Here is a 15,099-nt window from a genome sequence, read left to right as displayed (position 1 = left end):
CCGCCTGATCCGTACCGATTCACCCCCGTCGGGCCGATCCGCCCGACCCCACCATGTCGGGCCCACGCGCCCGACCACCCACGTCGGGGCGGGACCCGCCCGCCCGCTGCGTCCCGCCCCGGCTCTGTACGTCCACCAGCTCCGAGGAGCAGAGACATGACCACCACCACGCCCGGCGCGGCCGAGGTCGAACTCGCCATCGGCGGCATGACCTGCGCCTCGTGCGCCGCCCGGATCGAGAAGAAGCTCAACCGCATGGACGGTGTCGAGGCCACCGTCAACTACGCCACCGAGAAGGCAAAGGTCAGCTACCGCGCGGACATCGAGGTCGCCGATCTGATCGCGACCGTCGAGGCCACCGGCTACACCGCGCGTGAACCCGAGCCGCCGCGTGCCGAATCCGGTCCCGGCGGCGGGGAGGCCGTGGCGGAGAGCGACGAACTGCGGCCGCTGCGCGAGCGGTTGACCGTCGCGGTCGTACTCGCCGTGCCCGTCATCGCGATGGCCATGGTCCCGGCCCTCCAGTTCGACAACTGGCAGTGGCTGTCGCTGACACTCGCCGCGCCGGTGGTCACCTACTCCGCGTGGCCCTTCCACAAGGCCGCCTGGACCAACGCCCGGCACGGCGCCGCCACCATGGACACCCTGATCTCCGTCGGCACCTCGGCGGCCTTCCTGTGGTCCCTGTGGGCGCTGTTCTTCGGTACGGCCGGCATGCCCGGTATGCGGCACCCCTTCGAGCTGACCATCGCCCGCAGCGACGGCGCCGGGAACATCTACCTGGAGGCCGCCGCAGGGGTCACCGCGTTCATCCTGGCCGGCCGCTACTTCGAGGCCCGGTCCAAGCGCAAGGCCGGCGCCGCTCTGAAGGCCCTGCTGGAACTGGGCGCCAAGGAGGTCACCGTGCTGCGCGGCGGGCGCGAGGAACTCGTGCCGGTCGCCGAACTGAAGGTGGGCGACCGCTTCCTGGTCCGCCCCGGCGAGAAGATCGCCACGGACGGCACCGTGGTCGAGGGCTCGTCCGCCGTGGACGCCTCCATGCTCACCGGCGAGTCCGTGCCGGTCGAGGTCGGCGTCGGCGACGGCGTCACCGGCGCCACCCTCAACGCGGGCGGCCGGCTCGTCGTCGAGGCCACCCGCGTCGGCGCCGACACCCAACTGGCCCGCATGGCCAAGCTCGTCGAGGACGCGCAGAACGGCAAGGCCGCGGCCCAGCGCCTCGCCGACAAGATCTCGGCGGTCTTCGTCCCGGTGGTCATCGCGCTGGCCGTCGGCACGCTGGGCTTCTGGCTCGGCAACGGCGCCGGCATCACCGAGGCGTTCACCGCGGCCGTCGCCGTGCTGATCATCGCCTGCCCCTGCGCCCTCGGCCTCGCCACGCCGACCGCGCTGATGGTCGGCACCGGCCGCGGCGCCCAGCTCGGCATCCTCATCAAGGGCCCCGAGGTCCTGGAGACCACCCGCAAGGTCGACACCATCGTCCTGGACAAGACCGGCACCGTCACCACCGGCCGGATGACCCTGCTGGCCGTGCACGCCGCCGACAGCACGGACGAGACCGAGGTGCTGCGCCTCGCGGGCGCGCTGGAGCACGCCTCCGAGCACCCCATCGCCCAGGCTGTCGCCTCCGGCGCCGCCGCCCGCGTGGGCACCCTGCCCGCGCCCGAGGACTTCGCCAACATCGCCGGACTCGGCGTCCAGGGCATCGTGGAAGGGCACGCGGTGCTCGTCGGCCGGGAGAAGCTGCTCGCCGAGTGGGCGATCGAACTGCCCGAGAAGCTCGCCCGGACCAAGGCGCGGGCCGAGGCGGCCGGTCGTACGGCCATCACCGTGGCCTGGGACGGCGCGGCGCGCGCGGTGCTGGAGGTCGCCGACGCCATCAAGGAGACCAGCCCGGAGGCCATCCGCCGGCTGCGCGGACTCGGGCTCACGCCCATCCTGCTGACCGGTGACAACCGCGCGGTCGCCGAGGCGGTCGCCGCGGAGGTCGGGATCGCCCCCGAGCACGTCTTCGCCGAGGTCCTCCCCCAGGACAAGGTGGATGTCGTCAAGCGACTCCAGGGCGAGGGCCGTTCGGTGGCCATGGTCGGCGACGGCGTCAACGACGCGGCCGCGCTCGCCCAGGCCGACCTCGGTCTCGCCATGGGCACGGGCACGGACGCGGCCATCGAGGCCGGCGACCTGACGCTGGTCCGCGGGGACCTGAGGGTCGCGGCGGACGCGATCCGGCTGTCCCGCAAGACGCTGGGCACCATCCGGTCCAACCTCTTCTGGGCCTTCGCCTACAACGTCGCGGCACTGCCGCTCGCGGCCAGCGGCCTGCTCAACCCGATGATCGCCGGCGCCGCCATGGCCTTCTCCTCGGTCTTCGTGGTCGGCAACAGCCTCCGGCTGCGCGGGTTCACGCCCGCGGACCGCTGAGACGCGGACGAGGACGAGGAGGCCGCCGTGGCCCACCAGGACGACATCGTCAGACGGCTGCGCCGCATCGAAGGCCAGGTCCGTGGCCTACAGCGCATGGTCGAGGAGGGCGCCTACTGCATCGACGTCCTCACCCAGGTCGCCGCCACCAACGCAGCGCTGCAGTCCTGCGCGCTGGCCCTGCTGGACGAGCACCTCAACTCCTGTGTCACGGAGGCCATCGTGGAAGGCGGTGAACAGGCCAGAACCAAGGTCAGCGAGGCATCCTCCGCCATCGCCCGGCTCGTACGAGCCTGATGGCCGGCCTCCGAGACACCGGGCCCCGGACGGATCGCTCCGTCCGGGGCCCGGTGTGTGTCACCTCTCCCGCGCCGCCGCGCACTCAGTGCGCAGCCGCAGACCGAGACTCAGGCACAGGCCGAACACCTGGCGCAGCAGCACCAGTTCGGCCTCGCCGAGGCCGGCTCCGCAGAACCTGGCACACGCGGTACCCGGACGTCCGACGACGACTCTCCTGCTGAAGGACACCATGCGTCGACCATACCCCTCCCCGGTATGGTCGACGGTCGGTGATGTCGTATCCGGAAGGCTTGTCCTACGATATGGAGCGCCTCGGTGACGGGCGGCGGAGGGGAACAGGTGCGACGGCTCGGTGGTCTGGAAGCCGAAATCATGGATCGTCTCTGGAACTGGGGACGGCCCGCCACGGTCCGGGAGGTCGTCGACGACATCAACCGCATCCGGCCGGTCGCCTATACGACGGTCATGACGGTCGCGGACATCCTGTACCGCAAGGGCATGCTCCGGCGCGAGAAGACCGGGCGTGCCTGGTTGTACGAGGCGCTGCGCAGCCGCGAGGAGTACACCGCGAGCCTGATGCAGCAGGTCCTCGGCAGTACCGAGGACCGGCAGGCCGCACTCCAGCGCTTCGTGGAGCGCATGTCGCCGGAGGACGTGTCCGTCCTGGAGGCCGCCCTGCGCGCCGCGGGACACCGGCCCGCGGGCGAGGTGCCACCGGAGAAACCGTCGTGAGCGAACTCCTGTACCGGTCCGGGGAGTTTGCGCTGCGGTTCCACCATGTGCTGCCGCCGCTGATGCTGGCCGTGGCCGCCGGGGTGATCCTGCCGCGGTTCCTCGTCCGCAGCTCCTGGACACACCGCACGCCCCGGCTCACGCTCGGGCTATGGGGGCTGCTGGTGCTCGTCGTCACCGCCTCGCTGTCCCTCGCGGTCATGCAACTGTTCTTCCCCGTCGCCGAGAGCCACCAGCTGTCCGAGGCGGCCCAGGGATGCTTCCTCACCAGCGGCAGGCGCTGTGTCGACGTCATGCTGAACGACCTGGAGCGGCCCAGCGCCCGCGCGTGGGCGGGGTTCGCCGCAGCCGTCTGTCCGCCGCTCGCCCTCGCCCTGGCCTTCGCCCGGCAGGTCTTCGACTTCCGGCGAAGGCGCGCCCGGCACGCCGAAGTACTCGGAATGGTGGGGCACTGGCGCTCGGAACTGGGAGCCACGGTGCTGCCGCACACCACCCCCGCCGTCTACTGTCTGCCGGGGCGCGCGCCCCAGGTGGTGGTCAGCGAGGGCGCCGTGCACGCCCTGACCGGAGAACAGCTCGCGGCCGCGCTGGAGCACGAACGCGCGCACATCGCGGGTCGCCACCACCTCCTGGCGGCCGCCGCCTCGGCCGTCGGGGCCCTCTCCCGGCGGCTCCCGCTGGCCCGGCTCGTCCGCGACGAGGTGCCTCTCCTGCTCGAAATGGTCGCCGACGACCGGGCGTTGCGCCGGTGTTCGCGCCGGGCACTCGCCGTCGCCCTGTACGCGGTCGCGGCCGGACAGGCACCGCACGCCGCCCTGGCGGCGGGCGGCCCGTCGGCGTTGCTGCGCATGCGGCGCATCCTTCAACCACCCACCGAACGCCCCACGGTGCCGGGTGTCGCCCTGCTCGTCCTCACCTTGGCGGTCGGCCTGCCCGGACTGGCGGCCGTGTGCTGCTCCGTCCCGGCACCCGGCATGTGACCGGCAAGGAGGGGCCTCCGTGGAGGTTCCGCCCTGATGAGCGTGGAGGTGCGGCCCGCCGCGGTGACGGACGCCGCCCCGATCCGCAGCTGCTCGCCGCTGTCATACGGCGCCCCTGCACCGGCCTGCCCCCGGCGGACGACGTGGCACGGCTGGTGGCGACGAACTGTTCGCTGTCCCGCGTCGCCGCCGAGAGGGGGATACCGGGCGGCGCCCCGGGCCGGCTCGGCCGGCTGGTGGCGGCGGAGCCCGACGGCCGGGTCGCCGGCGCCGCGGCGGGCGGTGGCGAGGGCGAGCTCCACACCCAGTGCGCCGGACCCGACCGCCGCCGCGGCACCCTGCTGACCGCGCTCACCGACCGGACGCGCGCCCAGGCGGCGCGGACGCGAGGCGTCACCTCCCAGGCCGACGGTGATCCCGCGCTGCCCTTCTTCACCGCCCACGGCTCCACCGCAGGCGGACGGAGATTGGCGCGAACCGTGTGAGTCGCGTGGTCGACCGGGGCGCGGCCCTGGCGTACCCACGCGTTGGCGTGAAAACGCATACCTCCTGGCTGGACCGCCGCGGACGGTCCCGGACACGATGGTCGGGCGGCGCGGCCCCGGCGGCACGGGGCCCGTCCGGACGGCCGGGAACGGCCGAGGCCACCTGGAGGAGCGATGCACACACAGACCGGCACACCGGTGAGGACCGCGCTCGCAGACCCGCTGTCCCGGACCGCCACCGTGTCCCCTCCGCGCCCGGACCACCTGCCCGGTCTGGAGTGCCTCGCCCCGCTCTCGCGGGAGGACGTGTGGCTCCAGGACGCGCTGCTGGGCCCGTTCAGCGGCGACATCCTGGAGTACCTGGCGCTGGCACGGGCCACCGGCGGCCCGGTGCTGGACCTCGGCTCGGGCGCGGGCCGGCTCGCCGTGCCCCTCGCGCGCCAGGGGTTCACGGTGGACGCGGTCGACCGGGACGGGCGCAGTCTGCACCGGTTGCTCGACTGGGCCCGCCGCCTCGGCCCCCGGGTGCGCGAGCGGATCACCGCGACCCGCACCGATCTGCTCGGCCTGCGCCTGCACCGGCCCTGCCGACTCGCCGTGATGGCGGGATCGATGATCGCCGCCGTCCCGCCGGGTTCCCGCCCCCGGGTGCTGCGGGAGATCGCCGGGCACCTCCAGCCGCACGGCGCGCTCGCCTTCGACTACACCGCCCATGACGCCGTGGAACTGGCCGAACACCCGCACCGTGCCTGGTCGTTCGAGGTACCGCGGTTCGACGGGGTCACCGAATGGGTCGTGGCACGGCAGGACTTCGACCCGGTGGCCATGCGCGAGCACATCACCTACGCCATCGAGCGTTCGGAGCCGGCGGGGAGCCGCTCCTCGTGCGTGACGACCGGCAAGTGGATCGTCAACTCCCTGGATCTGCACCGGGATCTGCGCGCCGCGGGACTGCGCGTCGCCGACGAGCGGCAGCACCGGCTGGACGAGCGGACCCGGAGCGTGCTGCTGGTGTGCCGCACCGACACGTGACGAGCATCACATTACTAAGCAGCATCGGAGATCTTTGGCCCCCTCTGTGACAAGGTGTGATGGGAGAGCTTCGCGCAATCACAAGGGGGGCCGCGTCGCGGTGATCAATGGCAGTGGCGGTGCAGGGACGCAATCCACTGATCTGGCTCTCACCCTCTACCGGCATCTTCGAGCACGGGGGGCGTCGAGCCTGCACCACGTCGCGTCCGGCATGGGCCTGTCGGAGGACGACCTCGCGCGATGTCGCGAGGAACTGATCGACCTCGGGCTGGTCGTCCGGACCGGCCGACTGCACGCGAGCCGTCTGGAGCCGGACGCCTGCGACGAGACGGAGGCCGACGTCGTCACCGTCATCGCCCCCGAGATCGCCCTGCTGCGGTTGCTGGAGCGCGAGCGCACCCGGCTGCGCAACCACCTGGAGCAGGCCGACCGGGCGCACCACACGCTGAAGACCCTCGCCGGCAACTTCCTGCGCACGGAGACGCTCGCCCAGACGGTCGGCGTGGAGATCGAGATCCTCTCCGACTACCGGCGTATCCAGCAGGTCCTGGAGGACATCACGGTGACCGTCCAGGCCAACCTCGCCTCGATGCACCCGATCGCGCGGGGGCGGGAGATCCCCGAGCGCGCCCTCGACCGGGACCGGCGCCAGATCGAGAAGGGCGTCCAGGTCCGCTCCATTTTCAGTCAGCGTCTGACCTCGGTGCCCGAGGACGCGGAACACCTGCGGATGAAGGCGAAACTGGGCGTCCAGGTGCGCCTCTCGCCCGTCGTCCCCATGAACATGATCATCGCGGACGAGCAGTTCGCGATTCTTCCGGTCGACCCGGAGGACGGCTCGGCCGGCGCCATTCTCGCCCATGGCTCCGCCATCGTGCGCTCGTACCAGACATTGTTCGAGCACTGCTGGCACACCGCGACGCCCTACGGCGAGCAGGTGCTGCCCGCCCGGGGCGGCGACGGGCTGTCGGAGCAGCAGCGGGCGGCGCTGCGCATGCTGGCCTCCGGGATGAAGGACGAGAAGGTCGCGCGCAGCCTCGGCGTCTCGCTGCGGACGGTGAGCCGGATGATCTCCGAGCTGATGCAGGAGCTCGGCGCGTCCAGCCGTTTCGAGCTGGGAGTGCGGGCCGCCCGGCTCGGCTGGCTCGACTGAACGCCGCCGCCCGGCGGACGGGCCTTCTCGGCCAACCCCTCCCGCGCCCTCCGCGCACCCGGTGGACCAAGAGGTACGATGCGTTCAAACTTTTGGTCTCACCAGATGGCGGGAAGATGGCACGCGAAGCGGTGGCTCAGGGGCGCGAGACGGCGATCCGGCAACTCCGCGATGCGGGGTTGCGGGTCACCAGCCCGCGCCTGGAGGTGCTCCAGGTGCTCGCCTCGGGCGGTCATCTCGACGTCGAGGGCCTGACGGCCGCGGCGCGCGAACGGCTCGGCACGCTCACTTCCCAGGCCGTCTACGAAATGCTGAGGCATTTTCTGGAAGCGGGCCTGGTGACGAAATTCGAGCGTCCCGGCTGGCCGGCGGTGTTCGAAATCGCGGGACCGCGTCACCAGCACGCATTGTGTGTGCATTGCGGGCGTGTGGAAAATGTCGTCCACAGCGCTCCGACCCTGCCGCGAAAAGATCTGCCGGACTGGGATGTGAACGACGCGGATATTGTTTTCAAGGGGCTGTGCCCGGACTGCCGTGCCGCGGTTTCCGCGGCGGGATGACAGGCCGGGCCGGGGAGACGGTGACCCGTCTCTCCCGGCCCCGGGGGTGTGCCGCGTCAGACCGCCGCGACCGGCGTCGGCCCGTTGTCGTCGGCCGGCGCGGAGGCGGTGGGCCAGTTGTTGTCGGCCGGGACGGCGGAGGCGGTGGGCCAGTTGTTGTCCGCCGGCGTGGCGCTGGTGGTGGGCCAGTTGTTGTCCGCCGGGGTGACGGTGGCGGAGTTGGGCCAGTTGTTGTCCGCGGGGGTGGCGCTGGCGGTGGGCCAGTTGTTGTCCGCCGGGGTGGCGCCGGGCGTGGCCGGCCAGTTGTTGTCGGCGACTACGTGGTGCGCGGAGTGCGTTCCCGTGGCGGTGGCCGCGACCGCGCCGCCCGCCACGGCGGTACAGACGAGGGCGGCGAGGGCGAACTGGCGGGCGGCGGTGCGGAAACCGGTGGTGCGGGAAGACGCGGACACTTTTCCTCCAGGAAGTGATCGGTGATTTTTGTCTTCGGGCCCGTGCCGCCGGGCTTGTTCCGAAGACATTTCTATAATCGCCCTCCCTGGACGGGGAGTCCATGTTTCCACAAGTCGTGGACCTGCCATGGCGCGGATATGACAGCGCCGGGGCCGGTGGTGCGGAACGGACTCACCACGGGCGGTTTCATCCGGCCAACCGAAGAAATCAGGCCGGACATCCTTTTTGGGTGAGGCAGCACCTTTGGTCTGCTCAAATGAAATGCTAGGCTGGTACCGCGGCCCTTTTGTACCTCCGGGAGGAAGCGGCCGCGGGGGCAGGGGCGTGCCGCCGTTCCTGCCCCACCCCGGATGCCCGGTTCCGCAGCGCACGAGTGTAACTGCCCAGTGTGCTGCGGGCCGTCGCCCCCCAGTCCAGCCGACGGGCGTGCTCGGCGGCGGCGTGGCCCATGCCCTCCGCATGTGCGGGATGCTCCGCGAACCAGCGCAACGCGCGCGCGTGGTCGTCCGGGTCGTGCCCTTGTACGAGGAGACCGGTCAGCCCGTCCCGCACGGCGGCGGGCAGGCCCCCGACCGCCGCGGCCAGGACCGGAGTGCCGCACGCCTGCGCCTCCAGCGCCACCAGCCCGAACGACTCGCTGCGCGACGGCATCACCAGCACATCCGCGGCCCGGTACCAGTCGGCCAGCTCCCTCTGCGGGACAGCCGGTTGACAGCGCACCACGTCCAGCAGGCCGAGCCGCGCGCACAGGTCCCCGAGCTCACCCGGCGCGCGCAGGCCGGCTCCGCTGAGCCCGCCGATGACGGGCACGAGCAGCCGCCGTCGCAGTCCGGGTGACTCGCGCAGCAGCGCGGCGATCGAGTGGACGAGGACGTCCGGTCCCTTCAGCGGCTGGATGCGCCCGGCGAACAGCGGGACGAAGGCGTCCCGCGGCAGGCCGAGCCGTGCGCGCGCCGCCCGCCGGCCGTCCGCCGGGCGGAAGGTCCGCACGTCGATGCCGGGTGTCACGACGTCGGTGCGGTCGGCGTCGGCCCCGTACAGGTCCCGCAACGCCCGCGCCTCCTCGGCGGTGTTGGCGATGAGCCGGTCGGCGGCTTCGGCGAGGGCGGCCTCGCCGTGGATGCGCGGGGCGGGTTCGGGGCGGTCGCCCGGGGCGAGCGAGGCGTTCTTCACCCGGGCCAGCGTGTGCATCGTGTGCACCAGCGGGACGTCCCGGTGGGCGGCGGCCACGGCGCCGGCCTGTCCCGCGAGCCAGTAGTGGGAGTGGATCACGTCGTAGCGGTCCCGGGCGGTCGCCGCCAGCAGGGCGCGGGCGAAGTCCGGTACCAGGCCCGGCATGGTCTCCTTCGGCAACGGCCGGCGCGGACCGGCCGGGAGGTGCAGGACGTCCACACCGGGGGCGAGTTCGACACGGGGCGGGTGGCCCTCCCCGAGGCAGCGGGTGAAGAGGTCCACGCGGGCGCCCTCGCGGGCGAGGGCGCGGGACAGCTCGACCATGTAGACGTTCATGCCGCCCGCGTCACCCGTGCCGGGCTGGTGCAGCGGCGAGGTGTGGACACTGAGCATGGCGATGCGCAAGGACACGAGGGACTCCTTCGCTGACGGTCCGCAAACTGCTGTGCCCACCCGCTCCTCGCCGGGAGCGGGTGGGCACCTGGTTCTCCCGCGGGGCGCGGGAGCAGGGGGTCGGGGCGCGGGTCAGAAGCCGAACACCGGGCCGGACGGCGGGGCGAGCCGTGTTCCGGCGGTCGGCGGGACGAGGGACCCGGGGATCACCGGACCACCCGGCGGGACGTCCAGCGCCTGCGCCAGTCGCGTCGCGCCCTCGGGCATCACCGGCCAGGCCCAGGCGGTGAGCGCCGACGCGACCGCCAACTGCGCGGCCAGTGCGCGCAGATGCCGTACCGCGCCGGACGGGCGATGCCGCTCGAACCCGTTCACGTACCCGAAGTCCGCGGTGCAGCGCACCACTTCGTCCAGCAGGGCGACCACGCGCCGGGGGTCGTACGCCTCGGGTCCGTACGCCTCGCGCAGGTCCTCGGCGGCCCGGTGCAGCCGGTGGCGCAGCGCCGACCAGCCCTCGCCGCCGGGCTCCGCGTCCGGCACGCGGCCCGCGCTGTCCTCGCGCACGGCGGCGAACAGCCGGCTCAGCCAGCTGTTCCAGGTGCCGTCCAGGAGCGCGCGGGTGTGTTCCAGGTCCGCCCGCCCGACGCCGTGGACCGGGCCCTGCGGTCGCGCCGTCAGGACATGGCGGCGCACGGTGTCCGCCCCGAACTCCGTGAGCAGGTCCAGTGCCCACAGCGCGGGAGCGCCGTCCGGTTCCCCGCACCCGGTGTCGAAGGTGTCGTTGACGTGGAATGCCTGGGGCAGCTTCAGACCGAGCGCGACCAGGATCGCGGGCAGCAGGACCACATGGCAGAACGCGTGCCCGAGTCCGCAGAAGTGCAGGGCGCGTTCGGGTAAGGGCTGCTTGTCGTGGCCGTAGCCGAACAGCTGCATCGCGGCGGACTCGAAGCAGGAATCGACGCGGTGGCCGGCGAAGCCGTCCACGGCCACGGGGACCCCCCACTCGCCCGGATGGCCCACCGGTACGTCGGGCAGCCCGTCCTCCAGGAGGCTTTCGCACAGGACCGCCAGCCGCGGCGGCAGTTCCGCGCCCCGCCAGTGGTCGGCGAGCAGCTCGCGCATCGGCTCCAGGGCCAGGTAGAGGCGTCGGCAGCGGCGCGGGCGGCCCGGCGCACCGCACCGCGCGCAGGTGGGATCGACCAGCTCGGCGTCGTTGGGCCGGGCGCACCGCCGGCACAGCCCGCCCTCGCCGCGCGCCCCGCAGTGGCCGCACGCGCCGGTGACGTACGCGCCGTGCAGCCAGGACCGGCAGGAGTCGCAGTAGTACGCGAGCCGGGTGCGGGGGACGATGACGTCCTGGGCGTACAGGCCGAGGAGGAGTTCCTGAAGCCACCGCCGGTAACCGCGGTCGCGCCCGGGGCGGACCACGCGGTCGAGGCGGACGCCGGCGCGCAGCCAGTCGGCGGTGATCGCCGCCCGGAAGCCCTCCGCCACCTCCTCCGGCTTGCGCCCGCCGCGCAGCGCGCGCAGTTCGACGGACTCGGCGTGGTCGGCGGTGCCCGAGGTGAACAGGACGGGGTGCCCGTCGGCACGCAGGGAGCGGCTGAGGACGTCGGCGGCGACATACGGTCCGGCGAGATGCCCGATGTGCAGTTCGCCGTCACTGGCAAGGGGGGTGGCGGTGATCCAGAGTGGGCTGCTCATGGCCGAGCTCCTTGGCGGTGGGGAAGCGCTGCTGAGCCCGCGAGCGTCAACGGGGCTCGAGGCGGCGCTCCGGGGGCTGCCTCCACACTGACAGAAAGGTGCCGCCCCGACCGCGCCCGGAGCGGTGCGCGTTCACGCCGTGACGTGGATGCGCCAGGTGATCACGCCGCGAGGTCCGCCGACACCCGAAGACCCTGCACCACATCGGTCCACAACTCGTGCACGCCGAGCGCCCACAGGGCGAGGGCGTCCTGGTCGGAGGGCCGTTCGGCGTGCCGGGCGAACAGCGCCTGCACCCGGTCGGCGCGTAGCTGCCCCGTGCGCCGCAGCCGCGCGGGCGAGAGCAGCTCGCGCAGGGTCCACAGCAGCGGCCCGTCGACGGCGAGCATCGCGGACAGGGGCAGGGTGAAGGGCTGTTTGGGCCGACGGAGCACGGCCGCGGGGAGCAGCCCCTGCCCGGCCTCGTACAAAGCCCGTTTGCCGGTAAGCAGTTCGGCGGGAAGTCGCCGGGCGAGACGCACCACCTCCGGCTGGCAGAACGGCATCCGGGTCTCGACCGCCCATGCCATGCTCAGATGGTCCACGCGCCGCAGATGGTACGCGGGCAGCCGGCGTCGCGTCTCGAACTGCTGGAGCACGGCGGCCCGTTCGGTGCCGGAGGCGCGCAGTTCGGCCGTGACCCGGTCGGCCGCCGAGCCGCGTTCGGCGATGAACGCCCGGTATCCGGGGGTGTACAGCCACTCCCGCAGCAGCCGGGGCGCGGCCGCCAGCGCGTCGGCGTAGGCCGCCGTCCAGTCGGCCCCGGCGGGCGCCGTCAGGGCGGTACGGAAGCGCTCGTAGCCGCCGAACAGTTCGTCCGCGCCGTCCCCGGTGAGCGCGGTGGTGAACCCGGCCTCGCGCACGGCCCGGAACAGCGCGTAGGTGCTGACGGTGATGGGATCGGCGTTGGGCTGGCCCAGGTGGCGCACCGTGCGGGTGAGCAGGGAGGGCAACTCGGCGGGATCGAGGCCGACCTGGTGGTGGCGGGTGCGGGCACGCTTGGCGACGGCCCTCGCGAAGGTGTGCTCGGCGCCCGGCCAGCGGCCCCGGTAGCCGAGGTGGAAGGTGTGCAGCGGCCCGGCGTGCTCCGCGGCGAGGACGGTCACCAGGCCGGAGTCCAGGCCGCCGCTGGTCAGGGCGCACAGTGGCAGGTCGACGTCGGCGAGCCGGCGCACCTCCTGGCGCAGGGTCTCCAGCACGTCCGCGGCCGACGGCGCCTGCTCGGTGCGGGGTGCCGAGGCGCGGGGACCGCAGCGCAGCATCCGCAGTCCCCCGGCACCGTGGGCCACCGCGACGCTCCCGGGCGGCAGCACGCGGATGTCCCGCAGTGCGGTCTCCGTGCCGAAGGGGGTCCTGGTGGACAGGACGGTGTCGAGGGCCTCCTCGCGTGGCGTGGCGGGCACCCCGTCGAACGCGAGCAGCGCGGGGATCTCGGAGGCGAACCGCACCGCGCCCCGCGGACCCTGGTGGTAGTGCAGGGGCTTCATGCCCATCCCGTCCACGGTCAGGACGAGTCGGGGCAGGCGCTCGCGCAGATCGAGGACGGCGATCGCGAACATGCCGTCCAGCCGCTCGGCGAAGGCCGGGCCGAACTCGGTGTACAGCGCGGGCAGCAGGCTTCCGTCGCAGCGGTCGGGGAAACGGTGGCCGCGCGCGGTCAACTGCCCGCGCAGCTCGCGGTGGTTGTAGATCTCGCCGTTCAGCACGGCCAGCACACCCGGCGCCGTCGGCAGGGTGAAGGGCTGGGCGCCGCCCGCCGGGTCGGTCACGGCGAGCCGGTCGCAGCCGAGCGACCAGCCGCGGCCGGTCAGGACACCGCGGTCGTCCGGCCCCCCGTGCCGTTGCCGGGCCGACACCGTGGCCAGTTCGGCGCCGGTGGCCGCGACCGCGAAGGAACCGAAGATCCTGCACATTCTGGTGGCCTCCGAGAGATGGATCCATTGTTTTGAGGCAACAAAATATCGGGGGAGTGCCAATTATTGGTCTGGCGCATAGATGTCATGGCGTCGATGCGCCACCGGGGCCGCCTTGTCCGCCAGGTAGCCGCCCAACAGGGTTGATCTCATGGAAGAGTTCAGGGCCGAGCCCCCAGACCGCGGCGCGCCGGAGAGTCTTCTCGTCGTGGCCGCCCACCCGGACGACATCGAGTTCTGCGTCAGCGGCACGGTGATGCGCTGGATCGCCGACGGGACCCGAGTGACGTACTGCATCGTGACCGACGGCGACGCCGGCGGCTACGACGAACGACTGCCCCGGCAGGCGATGGCCGATCTGCGCCGCGCCGAACAGGTGCACTCGGCCAAGCTCAGCGGGGTGCACGACGTGCGCTTCCTCGGCTACCGGGACAGCTTCGTCGAGCCGACCGCCGAACTGCGCCGCGACCTGTGCCGGGTGATCCGCCAGGTCCGCCCGCGGCGCGCGATCATCCCCAGTCCCGAGATCAACTGGAAGCGGGTCGCGGACCTGCACCCGGACCACCGGGCGGTCGGGGACGCGGCGCTGCGGGCCGTCTACCCGGAGGCGCGCAACCCCTTCGCCCATCCGGAACTGCTCAGGAGCGAGGGCCTCGACCCCTGGATCGTGCCCGAGCTGTGGCTCATGACCGGACCGACCCCCAACCAGTACGTCGACGTCACCACCGTCTTCGAGCGCAAGGTCGAGGCGCTGCGCATCCACACCTCGCAGACGGCCCACTTCGAGGACCTCGCCGGACTGCTGCGCGACTGGCTCGCGGAGCACGCCGACGCGGGCGGCCTGCCCCCGGGCCGCCTCGCCGAGGCCTTCCAGATCGTCAAGACCGAGTGAACGCCGGCCGGTTCGCGCCGTGGACCGGCCGGGCGCCCCGCGTCACCGGTAGATGCACAGCTCCTTCTCCGTGGCGCCCGACAGCCGGTAGCGGGTGCCGACGAGCGGGCGGCCGGTGTAGACGCGGATCAGCGTCGGCATGTCGCCGCGGAACTCGGCGAGGGGGCGCTCCGCGCAGGGGTTCCCCAGGGGCAGCGGTGCCGGGAGGCCCGGCAGATGCGCGCGCAGCCCCGGTGTACCGCGCCGACGACTGGTCGCCGTGAGCAGGGGGAGGGCGTGCTCCGCGCTTTCCCCGGCGTACGCCCCCCGCTCCCCGAACGCCTCGCGCACATCACCGGCGTGCACCCACTCGCCCAGCGCGACGGCGTCCAGCCGGTCGTCGTCCTGCCGGGCGATGACGGCGCCGGCCTCCGCGAGCCCCTGGTCCAGCTCGTCCAGCACGCGCTCCAAAGGCCAGTCCTCGCGCTCCGCCACATCCCTGGCGTTCGCCTCCGGCAGGAACGCGCCCTTCTCCAGGCGGCCCTCGACGATGCGGATCAACGCGGCGCCGCAGTGGGCGAGGACCTGCCGCGCCGTCCAGCCGGGACAGGCGGTGCGCAGCTCGAACCGCTCGCGCGGGGCGGCGCGCAGCAGCGGCATCAGCGCGTCCCGCTCCGTGCGGAGCAGCCGGCCGGGGAGGCCGGGGTCCCGGCCCTCTGCCGCGTACGGGGTGTGCTCGGACATCTCTCTCTGCTCCGCGGGCTCAGTAGCGGTAGTGGTCCGGCTTGTACGGGCCGTCGACCTCCACGCCGATGTACGCGGCCTGCTCCGGACGCAGCGTCGTCAGCTTGACGCCGAGGGCGTCGAGGTGGAGGCGGGCGACCTTCTCG

At 72.9% G+C, this 15,099-nt stretch carries 16 protein-coding genes; 9 read left to right on the top strand and 7 right to left on the bottom strand.

The window, feature by feature from the left end:
• The first annotated feature begins 156 nt into the window (after positions 1 to 156).
• Both QSK45_RS35965 and QSK45_RS35960 read left to right on the top strand, forming a co-directional pair.
• Complete coding sequence (locus tag QSK45_RS35965; protein ID WP_285563143.1) at positions 157 to 2,421, top strand: heavy metal translocating P-type ATPase; 2,265 nt, start codon at positions 157 to 159, stop codon at positions 2,419 to 2,421.
• 27 nt (positions 2,422 to 2,448) lie between these two features.
• Positions 2,449 to 2,718: a metal-sensitive transcriptional regulator gene (locus tag QSK45_RS35960; RefSeq protein ID WP_070025049.1), complete on the top strand. Its 270-nt coding sequence runs from the start codon at positions 2,449 to 2,451 to the stop codon at positions 2,716 to 2,718.
• A 60-nt stretch (positions 2,719 to 2,778) separates the two neighbouring features.
• On the opposite strand, the gene QSK45_RS35955 is transcribed toward QSK45_RS35960, so the two are convergent.
• A complete protein-coding gene (locus QSK45_RS35955) occupies positions 2,779 to 2,952 on the bottom strand; it encodes a hypothetical protein (protein WP_285563142.1) in 174 nt (57 codons plus the stop codon).
• 108 nt (positions 2,953 to 3,060) lie between these two features.
• Here QSK45_RS35955 and QSK45_RS35950 point away from each other — a divergent pair, with 108 nt between their 5' ends.
• From QSK45_RS35950 to QSK45_RS35925, 6 genes are all read left to right on the top strand, one after another.
• On the top strand, positions 3,061 to 3,453 hold the full coding sequence (locus QSK45_RS35950) for a BlaI/MecI/CopY family transcriptional regulator (RefSeq protein WP_285563215.1): 393 nt from the start codon (positions 3,061 to 3,063) through the stop codon (positions 3,451 to 3,453).
• Positions 3,450 to 4,433, top strand: coding sequence for a M56 family metallopeptidase (locus QSK45_RS35945; protein WP_285563141.1), 984 nt, complete (start codon positions 3,450 to 3,452; stop codon positions 4,431 to 4,433). Before QSK45_RS35950 ends, QSK45_RS35945 begins: the two co-directional genes overlap by 4 nt.
• A gap of 143 nt (positions 4,434 to 4,576) precedes the next feature.
• Complete coding sequence (locus tag QSK45_RS35940; RefSeq protein WP_285563140.1) at positions 4,577 to 4,918, top strand: GNAT family N-acetyltransferase; 342 nt, start codon at positions 4,577 to 4,579, stop codon at positions 4,916 to 4,918.
• A 174-nt stretch (positions 4,919 to 5,092) separates the two neighbouring features.
• A complete protein-coding gene (locus QSK45_RS35935) occupies positions 5,093 to 5,950 on the top strand; it encodes a class I SAM-dependent methyltransferase (protein WP_285563139.1) in 858 nt (285 codons plus the stop codon).
• Positions 5,951 to 6,161: 211 nt separating this feature from the next.
• Positions 6,162 to 7,103: a helix-turn-helix transcriptional regulator gene (locus QSK45_RS35930; RefSeq protein ID WP_285563138.1), complete on the top strand. Its 942-nt coding sequence runs from the start codon at positions 6,162 to 6,164 to the stop codon at positions 7,101 to 7,103.
• Positions 7,104 to 7,219: 116 nt separating this feature from the next.
• Positions 7,220 to 7,663 (top strand): Fur family transcriptional regulator, encoded by a 444-nt coding sequence (locus QSK45_RS35925; protein ID WP_285563137.1) that lies wholly within the window; start codon positions 7,220 to 7,222, stop codon positions 7,661 to 7,663.
• A gap of 56 nt (positions 7,664 to 7,719) precedes the next feature.
• Here the strand turns inward: QSK45_RS35925 and QSK45_RS35920 are convergent, their stop codons facing one another.
• The 4 genes from QSK45_RS35920 to asnB all read right to left on the bottom strand — a co-directional run bounded on the left by QSK45_RS35920 (position 7,720) and on the right by asnB (position 13,338).
• The gene (locus tag QSK45_RS35920; RefSeq protein ID WP_285563136.1) at positions 7,720 to 8,115 is read right to left on the bottom strand and encodes a hypothetical protein; all 396 of its coding nucleotides are present in this window, start codon (positions 8,113 to 8,115) and stop codon (positions 7,720 to 7,722) included.
• 265 nt (positions 8,116 to 8,380) lie between these two features.
• Entirely contained in the window at positions 8,381 to 9,682 is a 1,302-nt protein-coding gene (gene mshA / locus QSK45_RS35915) for a D-inositol-3-phosphate glycosyltransferase (RefSeq protein WP_285563214.1), read from the bottom strand.
• A gap of 132 nt (positions 9,683 to 9,814) precedes the next feature.
• Positions 9,815 to 11,386: a class I tRNA ligase family protein gene (locus QSK45_RS35910; protein WP_285563135.1), complete on the bottom strand. Its 1,572-nt coding sequence runs from the start codon at positions 11,384 to 11,386 to the stop codon at positions 9,815 to 9,817.
• A gap of 161 nt (positions 11,387 to 11,547) precedes the next feature.
• Positions 11,548 to 13,338, bottom strand: a complete 1,791-nt coding sequence (gene asnB / locus QSK45_RS35905) for an asparagine synthase (glutamine-hydrolyzing) (protein WP_285563134.1) — start codon at positions 13,336 to 13,338, stop codon at positions 11,548 to 11,550.
• Positions 13,339 to 13,489: 151 nt separating this feature from the next.
• Here asnB and QSK45_RS35900 point away from each other — a divergent pair, with 151 nt between their 5' ends.
• Positions 13,490 to 14,230 (top strand): PIG-L deacetylase family protein, encoded by a 741-nt coding sequence (locus tag QSK45_RS35900; RefSeq protein WP_285563133.1) that lies wholly within the window; start codon positions 13,490 to 13,492, stop codon positions 14,228 to 14,230.
• Positions 14,231 to 14,272: 42 nt separating this feature from the next.
• Here QSK45_RS35900 and QSK45_RS35895 read toward each other — a convergent pair whose 3' ends face one another.
• Positions 14,273 to 14,953, bottom strand: coding sequence for a maleylpyruvate isomerase family mycothiol-dependent enzyme (locus tag QSK45_RS35895; protein ID WP_285563132.1), 681 nt, complete (start codon positions 14,951 to 14,953; stop codon positions 14,273 to 14,275).
• Between the two features lie 19 nt (positions 14,954 to 14,972).
• On the bottom strand, positions 14,973 to 15,099 hold a 127-nt coding region (locus tag QSK45_RS35890), incomplete at its 5' end, for an adenosylhomocysteinase (protein ID WP_285563213.1).

The sequence above is a fragment of the Streptomyces hygroscopicus subsp. hygroscopicus genome, from assembly GCF_030269125.1.
In the GTDB taxonomy this organism is placed as follows: domain Bacteria; phylum Actinomycetota; class Actinomycetes; order Streptomycetales; family Streptomycetaceae; genus Streptomyces; species Streptomyces hygroscopicus_C.
This window is presented reverse-complemented; position numbering and strand designations above follow the sequence as displayed.